This window comes from Pseudomonas sp. P5_B3 (genome assembly GCF_056400405.1).
The window spans coordinates 20,165-38,542 of record NZ_JBFULI010000003.1 but is presented as its reverse complement, the minus strand read 5'-3'; the positions used below and the strand labels follow the sequence as shown (position 1 = coordinate 38,542).

Annotated in this window: 18 protein-coding genes and 1 other RNA gene; 11 read left to right on the top strand and 8 right to left on the bottom strand. The window is 58.3% G+C overall.

The features are described 5' to 3' along the window. Nucleotides 1-43: 43 nt before the first annotated feature. The 4 genes from AC1DRN_RS03110 to AC1DRN_RS03095 form a co-directional block, all read right to left on the bottom strand. Nucleotides 44-454 (bottom strand): hypothetical protein, encoded by a 411-nt coding sequence (locus AC1DRN_RS03110; protein WP_223458573.1) that lies wholly within the window; start codon nt 452-454, stop codon nt 44-46. A gap of 227 nt (nt 455-681) precedes the next feature. Next, complete coding sequence (locus AC1DRN_RS03105; RefSeq protein ID WP_108218129.1) at nt 682-996, bottom strand: RnfH family protein; 315 nt, start codon at nt 994-996, stop codon at nt 682-684. Further along, on the bottom strand, nt 989-1,423 hold the full coding sequence (locus tag AC1DRN_RS03100; RefSeq protein WP_108218128.1) for a type II toxin-antitoxin system RatA family toxin: 435 nt from the start codon (nt 1,421-1,423) through the stop codon (nt 989-991). Before AC1DRN_RS03100 ends, AC1DRN_RS03105 begins: the two co-directional genes overlap by 8 nt. Before the next feature lie 7 nt (nt 1,424-1,430). Next, the gene (locus AC1DRN_RS03095) at nt 1,431-2,834 is read right to left on the bottom strand and encodes a sodium-dependent transporter (protein ID WP_223458571.1); all 1,404 of its coding nucleotides are present in this window, start codon (nt 2,832-2,834) and stop codon (nt 1,431-1,433) included. Between the two features lie 118 nt (nt 2,835-2,952). Between AC1DRN_RS03095 and smpB the strand changes: the two genes are divergently transcribed. Beyond that, nucleotides 2,953-3,435, top strand: a complete 483-nt coding sequence (smpB, locus tag AC1DRN_RS03090; RefSeq protein WP_007993569.1) for an SsrA-binding protein SmpB — start codon at nt 2,953-2,955, stop codon at nt 3,433-3,435. Nucleotides 3,436-3,564: 129 nt separating this feature from the next. Here smpB and AC1DRN_RS03085 read toward each other — a convergent pair whose 3' ends face one another. Next, on the bottom strand, nt 3,565-4,332 hold the full coding sequence (locus AC1DRN_RS03085; protein ID WP_218429207.1) for an FCD domain-containing protein: 768 nt from the start codon (nt 4,330-4,332) through the stop codon (nt 3,565-3,567). 261 nt (nt 4,333-4,593) lie between these two features. Between AC1DRN_RS03085 and AC1DRN_RS03080 the strand changes: the two genes are divergently transcribed. The 10 genes from AC1DRN_RS03080 (at nt 4,594) to AC1DRN_RS03035 (ending at nt 16,707) form a co-directional block, all read left to right on the top strand. Beyond that, complete coding sequence (locus tag AC1DRN_RS03080) at nt 4,594-6,288, top strand: lactate permease LctP family transporter (protein ID WP_223458569.1); 1,695 nt, start codon at nt 4,594-4,596, stop codon at nt 6,286-6,288. A 151-nt stretch (nt 6,289-6,439) separates the two neighbouring features. Continuing rightward, nucleotides 6,440-7,264 carry a (Fe-S)-binding protein gene (locus tag AC1DRN_RS03075; protein WP_477786624.1) on the top strand — a complete coding sequence of 275 codons (825 nt, stop codon included), beginning with the start codon at nt 6,440-6,442 and terminating at the stop codon, nt 7,262-7,264. Then, nucleotides 7,261-8,715 carry a LutB/LldF family L-lactate oxidation iron-sulfur protein gene (locus tag AC1DRN_RS03070; protein ID WP_223458564.1) on the top strand — a complete coding sequence of 485 codons (1,455 nt, stop codon included), beginning with the start codon at nt 7,261-7,263 and terminating at the stop codon, nt 8,713-8,715. Before AC1DRN_RS03075 ends, AC1DRN_RS03070 begins: the two co-directional genes overlap by 4 nt. Beyond that, nucleotides 8,715-9,386, top strand: coding sequence for a LutC/YkgG family protein (locus AC1DRN_RS03065; RefSeq protein ID WP_457265825.1), 672 nt, complete (start codon nt 8,715-8,717; stop codon nt 9,384-9,386). Before AC1DRN_RS03070 ends, AC1DRN_RS03065 begins: the two co-directional genes overlap by 1 nt. Next, nucleotides 9,383-12,193 (top strand): FAD-binding and (Fe-S)-binding domain-containing protein, encoded by a 2,811-nt coding sequence (locus AC1DRN_RS03060; RefSeq protein WP_223458560.1) that lies wholly within the window; start codon nt 9,383-9,385, stop codon nt 12,191-12,193. Before AC1DRN_RS03065 ends, AC1DRN_RS03060 begins: the two co-directional genes overlap by 4 nt. Before the next feature lie 202 nt (nt 12,194-12,395). Beyond that, entirely contained in the window at nt 12,396-12,671 is a 276-nt protein-coding gene (locus AC1DRN_RS03055; RefSeq protein ID WP_223458557.1) for a hypothetical protein, read from the top strand. Between the two features lie 326 nt (nt 12,672-12,997). Further along, complete coding sequence (locus AC1DRN_RS03050; protein ID WP_223458555.1) at nt 12,998-13,276, top strand: hypothetical protein; 279 nt, start codon at nt 12,998-13,000, stop codon at nt 13,274-13,276. 94 nt (nt 13,277-13,370) lie between these two features. Continuing rightward, nucleotides 13,371-13,767: a transfer-messenger RNA gene (gene ssrA, locus AC1DRN_RS03045) on the top strand. Between the two features lie 187 nt (nt 13,768-13,954). Further along, a complete protein-coding gene (locus AC1DRN_RS03040; protein WP_223458553.1) occupies nt 13,955-15,211 on the top strand; it encodes an integrase domain-containing protein in 1,257 nt (418 codons plus the stop codon). Between the two features lie 1,304 nt (nt 15,212-16,515). Continuing rightward, complete coding sequence (locus AC1DRN_RS03035; protein WP_317851112.1) at nt 16,516-16,707, top strand: hypothetical protein; 192 nt, start codon at nt 16,516-16,518, stop codon at nt 16,705-16,707. A gap of 101 nt (nt 16,708-16,808) precedes the next feature. Here the strand turns inward: AC1DRN_RS03035 and AC1DRN_RS03030 are convergent, their stop codons facing one another. Genes AC1DRN_RS03030 through AC1DRN_RS03020 form a run of 3 tightly spaced genes read right to left on the bottom strand, consistent with a single transcriptional unit; the run spans nt 16,809 to nt 18,368 of the window. After that, complete coding sequence (locus AC1DRN_RS03030; protein WP_411740698.1) at nt 16,809-17,093, bottom strand: helix-turn-helix domain-containing protein; 285 nt, start codon at nt 17,091-17,093, stop codon at nt 16,809-16,811. 32 nt (nt 17,094-17,125) lie between these two features. Next, entirely contained in the window at nt 17,126-17,734 is a 609-nt protein-coding gene (locus AC1DRN_RS03025; protein WP_108219795.1) for a LysE family translocator, read from the bottom strand. Continuing rightward, a complete protein-coding gene (locus AC1DRN_RS03020; protein ID WP_223458550.1) occupies nt 17,727-18,368 on the bottom strand; it encodes a site-2 protease family protein in 642 nt (213 codons plus the stop codon). The genes AC1DRN_RS03025 and AC1DRN_RS03020 overlap by 8 nt, the downstream gene beginning before the upstream one ends. Nucleotides 18,369-18,378: the final 10 nt, after the last annotated feature.

The window sequence follows — 18,378 nt, the reverse complement described above, 5'->3', positions numbered from 1 at the left end:
TCGATCCGGATCGCTTGCCGGAATCACTATCGATGATTCCCGCTTATTTAATACACATCAGCATAAAGTCTTGGGAACCATCACCGGAAGGGCCCTTCATTCCTGCCAGTTGAGTGATCACACTCAAATTATCCTGCTTGGGTGTAGACCCAAGTCGCGCCCGCCCATAATAAATATCATCTTCGGAACGGCTGTTCGTAAGGGATACAGAGCAGAACCGTGGAGCCTGGATGAAGACATCCGGCTTGAAGTTAACCTTATAGTTCGCAAAATAATCAGGCTGGGAGAAGTACTCTACCGCAGAGATCCACTCGGGCGCCTGAGCCACCACCTTGCCTTGTGCGCTTATCGTGGCGGTTAACACATTGGAGGCTGCGCTGGCCGGCATGACAGTGAAAGCCGCACCCATTGCTGCCAGCACACTTGTATGCTTCAACGACTTGATCAAGTCCATTTCAGATTTATCCCTAAATGAGTTTATTTGCCCCTCACATAACGAGGGCAAGACTTGATTTAGGCTTAATCGGAACCACATTCAATCAAGATTGAAACAAAGAGAAAATTCTCTTCAATACTCAAACCAATCCTACATTTCCCCGATAAAAAGCCTACAAGGCATATTTACACTCAGGGATTTAACCACCTGTGGGCGGAAATTTTAGTGCCTGGCGCGCAATTCAATCATTGATTCCGCGCCTTGGCCTCGGCCGCTTTTGCTGCACGCAGGCGACGGACCTCTTTCGGATCCGCCAGCAGCGGCCGGTAGATTTCGATTCGGTCCCCCGCCTGAATCGTTCGAGTGTCCGGGTCGGTGATTACCTTGCCAAAGATACCCACCGGGCAGGCGGCAAGATCCAGTTCAGGAAACTCTGCCCCTACACCAGACTTGAGCACGGCCGCCCGAACCGTAGTGCCGACCGGCACCGCGAGTGAAAGCAGCACCTGCCTGTCCACAGCGGCGTACACCACTTCGATATCGATCACGGCTTCAACCATGAATCTGCTTGGCGCGCTGACAGAACGCATCCACCAGCGTATTGGCGGCCTGATTGAACAATGGCCCCAACGTGGCACGAACCAGCGGCCCGGCATAATCGAACGACAGATCAAGACTGATCTTGCAGGCCTTCTCGCCCAGCGGCTTGAACACCCACACACCATGCAATTGATTGAACGGGCCTTCTTCAAGATTCATTTCGATCGATTGACCGGGAACCAGAGCGTTTCGCGTCACGAAGTGCTGACTGAGGCCGCCCTTCGCCACACCAACGCTCGCGCGCATATGCTCAGGGGAGCTTTCCAGGACTTCGGCCGACGAACACCACGGCAGAAACTCCGGATAGCGCGCCACGTCGTTGACCAGGTCATACAGCGCTTGTGCCGGGTAAGGCAGCAAGGCCGAACGTGAAATGTGTGTCGTCATGTCAGCGTCACTTCCACAGCTGGGCGGCAAACACTACGAGGATGCCGATGGGCGCCACATAGCGCATCAAGAACAAGGACAGGCCAAACAGCGCAGGGTTGCGGATCGACAACTCGTCGCGCACCGCTTTACGCCCCATGATCCAGCCCGCAAATACCACGAAACACAAACCGCCAAGCGGCAACATGAGTCGCGAGGTGAAGAAATCGATCACGCCAAAGAAGTCGAGACCACCGGCTGCTCCCCATTGGTAAAGGTGGAACATCCCGCCTTCGTTCACGAAGAACTTGGCCTCCTTCCAGATATTGAAGGAGAACACCGTGCCCAGACCGACAAACCAGCAGCTGAAAGCCAACCAGAAGGTGACCCATGCACGGCTCACCTTAGTGCGTTCGACCAGGTAGGCCACCATCGGCTCAAGCAGGGAAATCGCCGAACTCCAGGCAGCGACCGCCACCAGCACGAAAAACACCACACCCATCAACTGCCCGAAAGCCACGTTACCAAAGGCAAACGGCAGGCTGACGAACATCAGCCCCGGCCCTTCGCTCGGATTCAGACCCGCCGCGAAAACAATCGGAAACAATGCCAGGCCGGCCACCAGGGAAACGAAAGTATCGAGCAGCGCCACGCCAACGACCGTCCCTGAAATCGACGAGTTCTTTGGCATGTAGGCGCCGTAGATCATGATCGAGCCGACGCCCACGCTCAGGGAAAAGAACGCATGCCCCATCGCGGGCAACAAGCCGTCCAGGACCTTTTCCGGGTGGAAGTCGAACATGAAATGCACGCCCTCCATGAAATGCCCGGTGGTCATGCTGTAGCCCAACAGCACCAGGACCATCACAAACAGCAGCGGCATCATGATGCGCAGGCTGCGCTCAAGCCCGGCGACCACGCCCCTGGCAATCACCACCGCTGATAACAGCATGAAAATCGTGTGCCAAAGTGTCAGGCGCCATGGATCGGCGATCACATTGCCGAAGTAGGCCCCCACCTGATCCGCCGTTACCCCCTGAAAGTCGCCACGCCCCATGTCGATGATGTAATCCAGCGACCAGCCGCCGACAACGCTATAGAAAGACAGGATCAACAACGCTGTGATCATCCCGGCAAATGCGCCCCAGGACCATTTCGTCGAGTGCCCCGCCTCGACCGCCAGCGTCTTCAAGGCATTGGCCGGGCTCTGCCGGGCACGCCGGCCGATCAGGGTTTCGGCCAGCATGACCGGTACGCCAATCAGCGCGATGCAGGCCAGAAACATCAGCACGAAGGCGCCGCCGCCATAGACGCCGACCATGTACGGGAATTTCCAGATACTACCCAGCCCCACGGCCGAACCAGTCGCGGCGAGTATGAAGACCCAGCGGCTAGCCCAACTGCCGTGGACAGAAACCTTGTCTGTCGACATCGTTATCACGCCCAAGCGTTCAAAAAAGAGGCCGCATTGTCCGGGATTCAATCAACCTGCTCAAGCACGTAGCAACACCGTAGCCGACTCGCGTGCAACTCCCTATAATGCCGCCCCTATGGCTAAACAGAAGAAACACCCAACAGGGACCATCGCGCAAAATAAAAAGGCGCGACACGATTACTTCATCGAACATCGGTTCGAGGCTGGTCTGGTCCTGGCCGGCTGGGAAGTAAAAAGTCTGCGGGCAAGCAAGCTGCAGCTGGTTGACAGTTACGTGCTGCTCAAGGATGGCGAAGCCTGGCTGCTCGGCAGCCACATTACGCCCCTGACGACCGCCAGTACCCACGTCATCGCTGACCCGGTGCGGACCCGTAAATTGCTGCTCAACCGGCGCGAACTGGAAAAGCTGGCCGCCGCCGTGCAGCAAAAGGGTTACGCCTGCGTGTGCCTGTCCTGGTACTGGAGCAAGCACATGGTCAAGTGCGAGATCGCGCTGGGCAAGGGCAAGAAGGAATACGACAAGCGCGATACCGAGCGCGAACGCGACGCCGGTCGCGAGTTGCAGCGTGCGGTGCGCAACAAGGGCAAGGAAGAGTAATTCTTTCGCCTTGAGGCCCCTTCGCGGGCAAGCCCGCTCCCACAGGGTTTCGGTGTAACTGTGGGAGCGGGCTTGGTCCGGGCGGCGATCCGACGAAAGCAATCCCACAAGCCTTACAAAACCGACTGACTACATCCCCTTGCGCCGCTCCGCCCGGGCCATTCGCTGCACTTCCTGACGCACTTCTTCCAGCACCTCCTGCACATACAGAATGTGCCGGCTGGAAACTTCCCGCGCCTGCTCCCCCCGCCCCTCGATAATCGCCTGATACAACTCCCGGTGCTGCGCGATCAACATGTCGCGGGTTTCAGTGCGCTGCTTGTACATACCACCAATGTTGGTCACCACGTTGCGCTTGAGCAGGTCAAACAGCCCGCGAATGGTGTGCAGCAACACGGCATTGTGGCTGGCCTCGGCGATCGCAAGGTGAAACTTTGCGTCCGCAGCCCCCTCTTCGGCACGACTCACCTCTTCGTGACGGGAATAGCAGTCCTGCAATTCGTTGAACGCAGCAGTCAGCCGCTCGCGATCCACATCAGTGGCACGCAGCGCCGCGTAGTAGGCGCAAGACGCTTCCAGCGTATGGCGAAACTCCAGCAGATCGCGCTGCGCCTCAGGATTGCTTTCCAGCAGATGCAACAAGGGATCACTGAAGGTGCTACCCAGTGATTCCACCACATAGTTTCCGCCGCCCTGGCGACTGACCAGCAGGCCCTTGGCGGTCAGCTTCTGAATGGCTTCGCGCAACGAAGGGCGTGACACGCCAAATTGTTCGGCCAACGCGCGCTCGGCCGGCAAGCGCTCACCCGCCTTCAGCGTGCCCTCGAGGATCATGCCCTCAAGCTGCTCGACAATATCGTCAGACAAACGGCGCTGACGAATCTGATCAAACCCCATAACTCGATTTCTCCACGATCCGACGGCTCGCCGGGGCTCTATTCTGGCCTATCGGCGCCGCGCCAGCACCTGCCATAGCGCATTTGGTCATACCAGACAGACGACCTGCGCACTTTCCATTCGACAAAAGTTTTAGGGCGGCAAATTGACACACCGCCTACAAGGCTTTTACCCTAGCCAACAGCGATTGTAAATTGGTCTTACCAATTATCCAAGAACGCTGATCAGTGCCTGACCAACAACAATTAGGGGCCACCCCATATGCAAACCTGGCAACAGCTCTATACCCCGCTCGGCAGCCTCGGCCTGTCCGCACTCGCAGCCGTTATCCCCATCGTGTTTTTCTTCCTGGCTTTGGCCGTGTTCCGCCTCAAAGGGCATGTGGCCGGCAGCATCACCCTCGCTTTGTCGATTCTGGTGGCGATCTTCGCGTTCCAGATGCCGGTCGATATGGCGTTCGCCGCCGCCGGGTATGGCTTCGCTTATGGCCTGTGGCCGATTGCCTGGATCATTGTGGCAGCGGTGTTCCTCTACAAACTGACGGTCAAGAGTGGCCAGTTTGAAGTCATCCGCAGTTCGGTCCTGTCGATCACCGATGACCAGCGCCTGCAGGTCCTGCTGATCGGCTTTTGCTTCGGTGCCTTCCTCGAAGGGGCGGCCGGTTTCGGCGCTCCGGTGGCGATTACCGCCGCGCTGCTGGTAGGACTGGGCTTCAACCCGTTGTACGCAGCCGGCTTGTGCCTGATCGCCAATACCGCGCCGGTAGCCTTCGGTGCCTTGGGTATTCCGATCATCGTTGCCGGGCAAGTGACCGGTATCGACGCTTTCAAGATCGGCGCCATGACCGGTCGCCAACTACCGCTGCTGTCGATGTTCGTGCCGTTCTGGCTGGTGTTCATGATGGATGGCCTGCGCGGCGTGCGGGAAACCTGGCCCGCCGCCCTGGTGGCCGGCTTGAGCTTTGCCGTGACCCAGTACTTCACCTCGAACTTCATCGGCCCGGAACTGCCGGACATCACCTCGGCCCTGGCCAGCCTGATTTCCCTGACCCTGTTCCTGAAAGTCTGGCAGCCAAAACGCGCCGCCGGCCAACACATCGTCGGCGCTGTCTCGGCCTCCGTGGTGAGCGCCAGCGTCGGTGGTTTCGGCCAGAAGCGCACCACCGTGGCTTCGCCCTACAGCCTTGGGGAAATCTTCAAGGCCTGGTCGCCGTTCCTGATCCTGACCGTACTGGTGACCATCTGGACCCTGAAGCCGTTCAAGGCGATGTTCGCCGCCGGTGGTTCGATGTACAGCTTCGTATTCAACTTCGCCATCCCGCACCTGGATCAAATGGTGATCAAGGTCGCACCCATCGTGGCCGCGCCAACCGCCCTTCCAGCCGTGTTCAAACTGGACCCGATTTCCGCCACCGGCACGGCGATTTTCTTCTCGGCCCTGATCTCGATGCTGGTGCTGAAGGTCAATTTCAAAACTGGTCTTACCACTTTAAGAGAGACCTTCTACGAACTGCGTTGGCCAATCCTGTCCATCGGCATGGTGCTGGCGTTTGCCTTCGTCACCAACTACTCGGGCATGTCCTCGACCATGGCCCTGGTACTAGCGGCGACGGGTGCGGCCTTCCCGTTCTTCTCGCCATTCCTTGGCTGGCTGGGCGTGTTCCTCACCGGTTCCGATACCTCGTCCAACGCCCTGTTCAGCTCGCTGCAAGCGACCACCGCACACCAGATCGGTGTCAACGACACCTTGCTGGTGGCGGCGAACACCAGCGGTGGCGTGACCGGCAAGATGATCTCGCCACAATCGATCGCCGTGGCCTGTGCCGCGACCGGCCTGGTGGGCAAGGAATCGGATCTGTTCCGCTTCACCCTCAAGCACAGCCTATTCTTTGCAACGATTGTCGGCTTGATCACTCTGGCTCAGGCTTACTGGTTCACCGGCATGCTGGTGCACTAAAAGCTACACGCAGTACAGTAAAAACCGATGCCGGGCCATGCCCCCGGCGTCCGCTATTCACACCCCGGTCTGTAAGGCTGCTGAAAGCTTCCCTCTCTATATTCAGCGGCCTCAACAGACGAATAACCGGGACCACCCGGAGACACGCCTGATGAGCGAGCTTTTTTACAACGCTGTGCCGAATGCGACCCGTGTCGCCCCGCCACTGCCCGAGCCTCGGCAATACCCCAGCGAGAAACCGTCACGGGTCTACCTGTTCGGAACCTGCGTGGTGGATTTGTTCTACCCCGAAGCCGGAATGGATGCGATCCACCTGCTCGAGCGCGAAGGCATTCGAGTCGAGTACCCGCAAGGGCAAAGTTGCTGCGGACAACCGGCCTACACCTCGGGTTACACCGAACAGGCACGGACCGTGGCGCGCTCGCAACTGGCGTTGTTTGCCGGGGATTATCCGGTGGTGGTGCCGTCGGGCTCTTGCGCCGGGATGTTGCGCGAACACTATGCCGACTTGTTCAAGGACGAGCCGGAAACGTTGAAGCAGGTTCAGGCGCTGGCTGCCAGAACCTATGAACTGGCCGAGTTCCTGTTGTTTGTCTGCAAGGTGCAGCTCAAGGACAGCGGCGAGCCGGTAAAAGTGGCGCTGCACACCTCGTGCTCGGCACGCCGTGAAATGAACACCCATCTGCACGGCCGCGAGTTGTTGGCGCAACTGAGCAATGTGGAACGGGTCAATCACGATCACGAAAGTGAATGCTGTGGCTTTGGCGGGACATTCAGCGTCCGTATGCCAGACATTTCCGGCGCGATGGTGGCTGACAAGACCCGGGCGTTGAAGGAATCCGGCGCGCACAAGATATTGAGTGCCGACTGCGGCTGCTTGATGAACATCAACGGCTCGCTGGAAAAACAGMAGGAAGCGTTGCGCGGACAGCATCTGGCCAGCTTCCTCTGGCAGCGTACCGGAGGTGCCCAATGAGCACTTCCACGATTATTCCTACGGTTGCCGTAGAAGAAGATTTCCGCACCCGCGCCCACAAGGCGTTGGGTGACGCGCAATTGCGAGGCAACTTTCGCAAGGCGATGGATTCACTGATGAGCAAACGGGCAGCGGCGTTCAGCGATGCCCATGAAAGAGAACACTTGCGCTCACTGGGCAATGCAATCCGTGCCCGTGCGCTCTCCAGGTTGCCCGACCTGCTCGAGCAACTGGAACAGAACCTGACCCGCAACGGTGTGACAGTGCACTGGGCGGAAACGGTGGACGAGGCCAATGGCATCGTCCTCTCGATCATCCGCACTCACGAGGGGCGGCAAGTGATCAAGGGCAAATCGATGGTCAGCGAAGAGATGGAGATGAACCATTTCCTCGCTGATCGGGGCATTGAATGCCTGGAATCGGACATGGGCGAGTACATCGTCCAGCTCGACCACGAGAAGCCTTCACACATAATCATGCCGGCGATCCACAAGAATGCCGGTCAGGTCGCGTCCTTGTTCCACGACAAACTTGGCGTGGAATACACCAAGGACGTTGACCAACTCATTCAGATCGGTCGCAAGGTCTTGCGGCAGAAATTCTTCGAAGCGGACATTGGCGTCTCCGGTGTCAACTTCGCCGTGGCCGAAACCGGCACCCTGCTGCTGGTGGAAAACGAAGGCAACGGCCGCATGACCACCACCGTGCCGCCCGTGCACATCGCCGTCACCGGTATCGAAAAAGTCGTGGAAAACCTGCGCGATGTGGTACCGCTGTTGTCGCTGCTGACTCGTTCGGCCCTGGGCATCCCGATCACCACTTACGTCAACATGATCTCCGGCCCGCGCAAGAAACATGAGCTAGACGGCCCGCAGGAAGTGCACCTGGTACTGCTCGACAACGGCCGCAGCCAGGCGTTTGCCGACAGCGAATTGCGCCAGACCCTGAACTGCATTCGCTGTGGCGCCTGTATGAATCATTGCCCGGTCTATACCCGAATCGGCGGCCATGCCTATGGGGAGGTTTACCCCGGCCCTATCGGAAAAATCATCACCCCGCACATGGTTGGCCTGGCGAAAGTCCCGGATCACCCGAGCGCCTCGTCGCTGTGTGGTGCCTGTGGTGAAGTTTGCCCGGTGAAAATCCCGATCCCTGCTCTGTTGCGGCGCCTGCGGGAAGAAAACGTCAAGGCTCCCGACAGCCCCCACCAAGTGATGCGTGGCCAAGGCAGCAAGTATTCGCGCAAGGAGCGGTTCATCTGGAACGCCTGGGCGAAGCTCAACAGTTCGCCGACGCTGTACCGTCTGTTCGGTTTCTTCGCCACCCGTTTGCGCGCCCTCACGCCGAGCAATGTCGGCCCGTGGACGCAAAACCACAGCGCCCCCAAACCCGCCGCCCGCTCACTGCATGACATGGCCCGCGAGCATTTGGCAAAACAGGGAGACCGCTGATGAGCGCCAAGCAAAATATCCTCGCCAAACTGCGTAAAAGCCTGACAGGTACCACGCCAGTGGCCGACAACTTTGATGTCGATTTGGTGACTCAGCCTTACACGTACGCACCTGAACAACGCATTGCGCAACTGTGCAAATTGATGGAAGCGGTGCACACGGAAATCCATCTGACGTCCGGCGAAGAGTGGCCGGCGCTGCTGGCGCAATTGCTGCGGGACCGCCAATTGCCGAGTCTGCTGATTGCACCGACAACGCCCCACGGTCAACGGATCACGCAGCACTGGGCGAACAGTCCCGATTTGCCGATGCTAAAAGCCTACGACCGCCCGGTTGAAGAATGGAAAGCCGAGCTGTTCAACGACACCCCGGCGAGTCTGACCACCACCCTCGGTGCCATCGCGGCGACCGGCAGCCTGATTCTCTGGCCGACCCGGGAAGAACCGCGTCTGATGAGCCTGGCGCCACCGGTGCATTTCGCCCTGCTCAAGGCCAGCGAAATCCGCGACAACTTCTATCAGGTGCAACAGGAATTCGAATGGGCCCAGGGCATGCCGACCAACGCGTTGCTGGTGTCCGGCCCGTCGAAGACTGCCGACATCGAGCAAGTGCTGGCGTACGGCGCCCACGGACCGAAAGACCTGGTGGTACTGATCCTGGAGGACCAATGAGTCTACCGGCGGCTTTCCTGCGTGATGCACAACAACTGATTCCCCAAGAGCGACGTTTCGACGACCCGCTGTCGACCCTGGCCTTCGGCACCGACGCCAGCTTCTATCGTTTGATTCCGCAATTGGTGATCCGCGTCGAGTCCGAAGACGAAGTGGTGGCACTGTTGCAACTGGCGCAACGCGATCAAGTCCCGGTGACTTTCCGCGCCGCCGGCACCAGCCTCTCTGGTCAGGCCATCAGCGATTCGGTTTTGATCGTGCTTGGGGATAACTGGAACGCGCGCGAGATTCGCGGGCAAGGCACACAGATTCGCTTGCAACCGGGCGTGATCGGCGCCCAGGCAAACGCCTGGCTGGCGCCTTTCGGACGCAAGATCGGCCCGGACCCGGCCTCGATCAACGCCTGCAAGATCGGCGGTATCGTCGCCAACAATGCCAGCGGCATGTGCTGCGGCACGGCGCAAAATACCTATCACACCCTGGCTGGCATTCGCCTGGTGCTGGCCGACGGCAGCCGTCTCGACACCGAGGATGCAGCAAGCGTCACGGCGTTTCGCCAAAGCCACGCCGCCCTGCTGGAGCGCTTGGCGACCCTGGGTCGCGAGACTCGCGCCAACTCCGAGCTGGCTGCGAGAATCCGCCACAAATACCGTCTGAAAAATACCACCGGCCTGTCGCTCAATGCCCTGGTGGATTTCGACGAGCCTGTGGATATCTTGAGCCACTTGCTGGTGGGCTCCGAGGGCACGCTCGGGTTCATCAGTGCCGTGACCTACGACACGGTGATCGACCACCCGAACAAGGCCTCGGCCCTGATTGTGTTCCCCGATGTCGAGACCTGCTGCAACGCGGTCACCGTGCTGAAGAGCCAACCGGTGTCGGCCGTGGAACTGCTGGACCGGCGCAGCCTGCGTTCAGTGCAGGACAAACCCGGCATGCCGCCTTTCGTACAGCATCTGTCGAACAATGCCTGCGCCTTGCTGATCGAGTCACGCGCCGCATCGTCCACCTTGCTGCACGAACAACTGGTGCAGATCATGGCGTCGCTGAAAACGTTCCCCGTGGAAAAACAAGTCGATTTCACTGAGGATCCACAGGAAAACGCCCGTCTCTGGGCCATCCGCAAAGACACCTTCCCTGCCGTCGGCGCGGTACGCAAGACCGGCACCACGGTGATCATCGAAGACGTCACCTTCCCGGTCGAACAACTGGCCATCGGCGTTAACCGCCTGATCGAACTGTTCGACAAACATCACTACGACGAAGCGATCCTTTTCGGACACGCCCTGGAAGGCAATCTGCACTTTGTCTTCACCCAGGGCTTCAACAACCCGGAAGAAGTCGCACGCTATCAGGCGTTCATGGACGACGTGGCGCAACTGGTGGCGGTGGAATTTGGTGGCTCGCTGAAAGCCGAACACGGCACCGGGCGCAACATGGCGCCGTTCGTCGAACTGGAATGGGGCAGCGATGCCTACCAGTTGATGTGGCAACTCAAGCGTCTGCTCGACCCCAACGGCATACTCAACCCGGACGTGGTGCTCAGCGAAGATCCACAGATCCACCTCAAGCACCTCAAGCCATTGCCGGCCGCCGACGAGATTGTAGACAAGTGCATCGAATGCGGCTTCTGCGAACCGGTCTGCCCGTCAAAAGGTCTGACCCTGAGCCCACGCCAACGCATCGTGATCTGGCGCGACATTCAGGCGCGAAAACGCGCCGGCATCGACACCACCGAACTCGAAGCCGCGTACGAATACCAGGGCATCGATACCTGTGCCGCCACCGGCCTGTGCGCGCAACGTTGCCCGGTCGGCATCAATACCGGCGAACTGGTGAAAAAGCTGCGCAGCCGGAAGGCGACGCATACGAAAACCGCCAACTGGCTTGAAGGAAATTTCGCCACGGCACTGCAAGGTGCGCGCTTCACCCTGCACGTGGCCAATGGTGCGCGGATGTTGCTGGGGACGCCAAGACTGACAAAACTTTCCGCTGCCGTCAGCAAGCTGTCCAAGGGGCAGGTCCCGTTGTGGACCAACGCCATGCCCCAGCCTGAACGGCCAATTCGCTTCAGCCCGGCGATCACCGATGAACGCCCGCGTGTGGTGTATCTCGCCGCCTGCGTATCAAGGGCCATGGGGCCGGCGGCGGGCGACACGGAACAAATGTCGCTGCACGACAAGACCCGAAGCCTGCTGGAAAAGGCCGGTTATCAGGTAGTTTTCCCGGCCAACCTCGACAACCTGTGCTGCGGTCAGCCGTTCGCGTCCAAAGGCTACGCCAAACAAGCCGAACACAAACGCCAGGAGCTGATTGGCGCGTTGCTGCACGCCAGCCGCGGCGGGCTCGACCCGATCTACTGCGACACCAGCCCCTGCACCTTGCGCCTGGTTCAGGATATGAGCGAAAACCGTCTGGACCTGTATGACCCGGTGCGCTTCATTCGCACGCACTTGATGGATCGCCTCGACTTCACACCGCAGGAAGCGCCGATTGCGGTGCACGTCACTTGCAGCACTCAGCACCTTGGCGAAAGTCAGGCGCTGATCGATCTGGCGCGCAAATGCAGCAAAAACGTGGTCATTCCCGAAGGCATTCACTGCTGCGGCTTCGCCGGCGACAAGGGTTTCACCACGCCGGAGTTGAACGCCCATTCGCTGCGCACGCTCAAGGACGCGGTGCAACAGTGCAGCGAGGGGATATCTACCAGCCGCACCTGTGAGATCGGTCTGACGCAACATGGCGGCATTGACTACCACGGACTAGTCTATCTCGTGGACCGCGTTACCCAGGCTAGGGTGCCCTGATAGCAGGATCTACAGGAAGGTGCATAGAGGTGCATTCCTTAACGCTATTTGCCGGAATCGACAGCTCTACAGTAGACAAACAGAACCCTGACGTGCCGCCGCAGTTCACTGATCAAGTCCCGCTAATGCGGGACCTTCCCTACACTCGGTAGTCCGATTTGATGGCCAGCAAAGCCTGGCCCTTCAGTCCAAGGAGATACACATGAATCGTTCTGTGCTGTTAGGTTTTTTCGTTGTTGCTTCCATGATGGCTTCCACTTCGTTTGCGGCCGAAAAAGACCAATGCGCGGTCAACCTGCAAACCATCGAAAACGGCAAGGCACAGATTCCCGGGGAAATGCTTGACCAGGTGGATGCCTCCATCAAGAAAGCCAAAGCCGACCAGGCAAAAGGCACCAAGGCAGGTATTGATGATTGCATCGCCGAGACCAACCAAACCATCATGGACGTCACGAACGCGCACAAAGGCGCGAAGTAACTCAGTTCAAGGCCAACCTTCGGGTTGGCCTTGTCGGCGTACATCAACAACGGAGTACTGCCAGCCGGGAGTTCAAAGCCCGGCTGCGTCCGACACGAAGCAAACCAAAACCCGCCAGTTGCGGGTTTTGTTGCATTTGGGGCCTGGAAATGTGTAACCGTCCGCATCGCTGGAAAAAGCTCGACACGTTTTCTGAAAAAACCGAATTCTTGCGTTGAATCGTAGTCTTTGAAGTAAGCCCCATCCGATCGTGGCTGATTTTTCCGGCTCGGCCTGGCCGTCCACTCATACGGCAGCACCGAGACCATCAGTTCAAGGAGATATCCATGAAACGCAGCACACTCGCTGGTCTGTTCATTTCTGCTGCAATGCTCGCCTCTCCTGTATTTGCTGCGGACAACAACCTTTGTACGAGCAAGTTGCAAGAGCTCAAAGGCAAAGTGAATGCGCTGCCGGCGACCTCCGGAAACACCTCAATGGAGATCAAAAGACTGATGTCCAGCGCCGAGGCCTCACAAGCCTCCGGAGACGACAAAAAATGCGTCACCGAGGCCACCCAGGCATTGGCACTCGCTGACAAACAGAGCAACGAGCCAAACCCATGATCTGTGGTGGTCAACCTTCGGGTTGGCCTTCCGGGGCGTGATGACGTACACTGTACATGCCTGCTGCTCACTTGATTCACAGAGCATCAGGCTCGGGGCCGTTTAGGATTCGACGCCGGTTGCGAAACTTTAGGTGCATGCCGAGTTGGTAACAGAACTCGTAAATCCACTGTTGCAACTACTTATAGTTGCCAATGACGAAAACTACGGCCAGGAATTCGCTCTCGCTGCGTAAGCAGCCTTAGCCCTGAGCTTCTGGTACCTTCGGGTCCAGCAATCACCAGGGGATGTCTGTAAACCCAAAGTGATTGTCATATAGAACAGAATCGCCGTGCAGTACGTTGTGGACGAAGCGGCTAAAACTTACACAACTCGCCCAAAGCACCCTGCCCGTCGGGTCGCTGAGGGTTAACTTAATAGACACGGCTACGCATGTAGTACCGACAGCGGAGTACTGGCGGACGGGGGTTCAAATCCCCCCGGCTCCACCACTTCATCATCTAAAGACGTCCACGGACGTCTTTTTTTGTGCCTGAAATTCAGCAAAATCAAGGGTTTAAGCGCTATTGGGCTCCGTAGAGGTTTTCTGAGTTCCAGCCGTTTGGGTATTCCAAATGGTATTCCAAGCCATCCGGTGCTATTTTTTGGAATACCAAAACGGTGTCAGAGGAAGCTCTCATGCCTGCTCCAGCCCTTCGCCTCTCCGACCGCCAGCTCAAGGCAGTCAAGGCAAAAGACAAGGATTACGTCCTTAGCGATGGTGACGGCCTTCAGCTCCGAGTCAGGAGCAATGGCTCGATGCTGTGGAACTTCAACTACCGCGAGCCGGTAACCAAAAACCGTATCAATATGGGGCTGGGCACGTACCCAGAGCTCTCATTAGCGAACGCCAGGAAAAAAGTGGTTGAAGCGCGCGAGCTGCTGGCACAAGGCATTGACCCCAAGGTGCAACGCAATGCACAGGACGAAGCCAAACGAGCGGAGACGGAACACACGTTCGAGAACGTGGCCACCGCTTGGTTCGAGCTGAAGAAGGACTCCGTCACGCCGGCGTACGCAGAGGACATTTGGCGATCGCTCACGCTGCACGTATTCCCAGACATGAAAACAACGCCGCTCTCGAAAATTACCGCACCGTTGATCATCGAACTGCTTCGCCCAATCGAAGCCAAAGGCAGTCTCGAGACAGTGAAGCGGTTGAGCCAACGGCTCAACGAGATCATGACTTACGGGGTGAACTCCGGGCTGATTTTCGCTAACCCTCTCAGCGGCATTCGAGCGGTATTCAAGAAGCCCAAGAAAGAGAACATGGCCGCGCTACGACCCGATGAGCTTTCCGAGCTCATGGTGGAAATCGCGAACGCCAGCATCAAGCGGATCACCCGCTGCCTGATCGAATGGCAACTGCACACCATGACCCGTCCTGCTGAAGCGGCTACCACCCGATGGGCAGACATCGACTTCGACAAACGCATCTGGACCATCCCGCCGGAGCGCATGAAAAAGCGTCGTCCGCACACCATCCCGCTGACCGAACAGGCACTCGCGTTACTGGAGACGCTCAAGCCCCACAGCGGCCACAGGGAGTACGTGTTCCCGGCAGATAGAAACCCGCGCACCCACGCCAATAGCCAGACCGCCAACATGGCGTTGAAACGCATGGGGTTCCAGGACCGCTTGGTCAGCCACGGCATGCGCTCCATGGCCAGCACCATCCTGAACGAGCATGGCTGGGATCCGGAGCTGATCGAAGTCGCGCTGGCGCATGTCGACAAGGACGAAGTCCGAAGCGCTTACAACCGAGCGGACTACATCGAACGCCGGCGTCCGATGATGGCTTGGTGGAGTGAGCACATTCAGAAAGCGGCCACTGGCAACCTGTCGGCATCTGCGATCAATCAAACCAGGGACCACAATGTCGTGCCGATACGGTGAGCGCTCACCGGACGCCGCCGGTAACCGAGAATGACTCCCTAGATGGAGTGATGGTTGATTTGGCGACAGCGGCGACACCGGTGACAACCCGCGTAATACCTGGCCTGCAGCATGGCGACAGCGGTGGCGACTGTCGCCGTTGCAAGCCTCGCTCGTGGGGCTTTTTCGGCCAAGCCCACGCGAGCGGCAAGGCTCCGCATTCCCACTCGCATGGGCTCACATTAAAAACCGACGAACGACCACCTGGCCATGGAAAACCACCGGCCTCCAAGGTCTTCCAGCGCTACCGATTGGCGCAAGAGTCGCCCCCAAAATGCTGTTGACCGCGAGCAAAACGAGCACTAAACCAGAACCGTACAAGCGCTGTCCTCGACAGCACCCAGGTAGCCAGAACCTTTAAGGCTACGCCGCATCGTGGTGGTTCTCCCCGAAGTGCGATTAGCGTCCGGCGGCTCGCACGGTCACAGCGATGTGATGGATGCCACTTCTTCCAGAATGCCCACTGCGGCAACTCATGCCCCCTCCTGGCTGCTCTGCAGCAACTTATTCGCTTGGCCATTTCTTGCGCCAACCTATTGCCCGTCTCTTTGCCCCCTAAAGAGACGGGCGCTCATCCCACTGCTGCAACCCACGCCTGATCGGGCTCTGTGGCACTTCACCGCGTGACAATCGGCATGACAAAACCGATTCGACACCTCTCGCATTAACGCTGGCAACGGTGCCGCAGCCCAGGACAGGCTGCACCTGACTGACAGTCAGGCATGCCCCGCTCGCAACGTTGATGCCTTTTCCCGCCCATGGTCTCGCGGTACCGGACTCGTCAGCCGGTGCAGCCTTCACCCGCCCGCATCCTCAGATGCGTTCAGGAGGCCAGATCGATGGGGAATGCCCGTGCTCTTGGTCGTAAGGAGCCGTCCGTTCCGCGTCAGTGAACACCCTCACAGGCCGCAGGGGCCTCTATCCCTGATAACACTCAACATCCGTGGCGGGAACGTGAGGACAACACTGGGAGAACAGGAGACAGGTGATGCTGCAATCAACATGGCGACTACCGCCGCAACCGTTGCTGGAGGCCAGCCAGGCGCCATTGGATTATCCGGTGGCCGCAATCGGTGATCTGCTGGGACCAGCCGTCGAACGCATGGCCGAGGTGATGGGCGTGCCAACCGAATTGAAGTGGTCTCTGCTTACATCGGAGGCCGAAAGTTACCAACCCCTTCGACATGAAGTTATTCCTCAGCGGAGTGTTCAGCGGCTCATATGCCACTCGGCGGCGCCATATCAGACAAGCCAGGACCATGCAAATGGCGATTCAAAAACGCTGGAAACGAGACACCCCTTGGAACTGGAATATCAAACACGTGAAATGGTTTATAGATCGGCATCTGGAAAATCACACCCCATCCACTCGGTACTACTATCTGCTCACTGTAAAACTGATCTACAAGCGTCTGGGAAAAGGCACTCGGCGGGGATCGGGCAGTGTTTTTCAATGACAAGGGACAGCCACAGGACATCTTCCAGCACAACTCAAACGGCTCACCAAAAACCCGAATGATTGCGCCTCAAGAGCCCGTCTGAGCGATACCGAAGCGCGTTATCCACCCACGACCATCGGCAACACCTTCGGCAATCCGCTGCGAGGAAGATCCTCCAACCCATCGATACCGGACGCCAAGTAACGGCTACGCCACTTGAACACTACCGGTGCCGAGATGTTCAGCCGGAAGCTGATTTCCTTGGGGGAGAGTCCGCTTTCCAGTAACAGCAGAATCGAAGCCCGGGTGACACTTCTATACGGCAGAAGTCCGGAACGGGCGATTTTCTTCAGTCGCTCGCGGTCTTCGTCCAATAGTAAAAAGTTGATTGCCTTTCTGGCCATGAAGCCTCCTTGGTTAAATCATTCAAGTCTGTTTATTTGCTGGCTGAAGCCATCAGCACGCCAAAGCAAAAGAAGGTGATACCCGACAGTTTACCGACAATCCTGGCGCCCTTGTTCGTGGAGAGCCAGCCTCTTGCGCCGTTGGCCATGAGGGCATATCCGGTATGAACCAGTACGACGAGCAAGCTATAGGACGACACCAGCAAGAAGAACTGGCTGTAGTAGTTACCCTCCGGTTTGATGAACTGAGGGAATACTGCGAGAAAGAAGAAACCGGCCTTGGGGTTCAGCAACTGGATCGACAACGCCTCGACGAATCGACGCCACGGACGCGACGAAGTGACTTTGAGTTCGGGGATAAAACTCTTTGTACGCCACATCTTGATCCCCAGGTACAACAAGTACAGTGCGCCGATGTATTTGAGAATGGTGAACGCAGTGGCCGAGGCGGCCAGGATCAACCCTACGCTACTGGCGGAAATACCCGCCACGACAAAAGCGCCCAACGCGATACCGAAGATGCCGGGCAGCGAACCGGTCCAGCCGTGACGCAGCGAGTTGGAAATCGTCAGCACCACCCCAGGACCGGGGCTGAGCACGGTCAGGGTTGCCAGAATTAGAAACAGTCCGTAACTAGCCATGAATCACTCCACTAGGCAGGGAACTCAGAAGACTCTGTGTAGCCCAAACGATGTACTTGCTTAACAAACCCGTGAACAACAACCCGGCGCCGGTGACATAGAGGCAGGGCTGAATGTGCTTGTAGTAATTCCACACGCGCTCACTGCTCAGGGCCTGAATGCACGTCGCGCCATCCAGTGGCATCACGGGCAGCATGTTGACCACACAGAGGAATAGATTGAGAGACGCGCAGGTCTCCAGAAACGCGACCAACCAGGCGTGTTCCTGCACCTGGTTGCGCACACCGATGCAGAGTGCGGCCAGCAGCAGGTTTGCCACCGGCCCGGCCAGTGCGGTGCACAATAGCCCGGCCTTGCGAGAGGACAAATGCTCGCTGATCGGCACCGCTTTGCCCCAACCCACCAACATCCCGGGCAGGGTCATCAGCGACGTCAGGATGAATAGCGAAAACGGCACCACCGCCGTGCCCAGCAACGAGCAATGCTTGAGTGGATTGAGGGAAACACGCCCGCCCGCCACCGCCGCCCTGTCACCAAACAGCGCGGCCGTCAGCGCATGGGCAGCCTCGTGCACCGTCACGGCCAGGACCAGCGCCGGGATCAATATCGACAGTCCAGCGAGCAGATTAGCCATGACCTCCCCT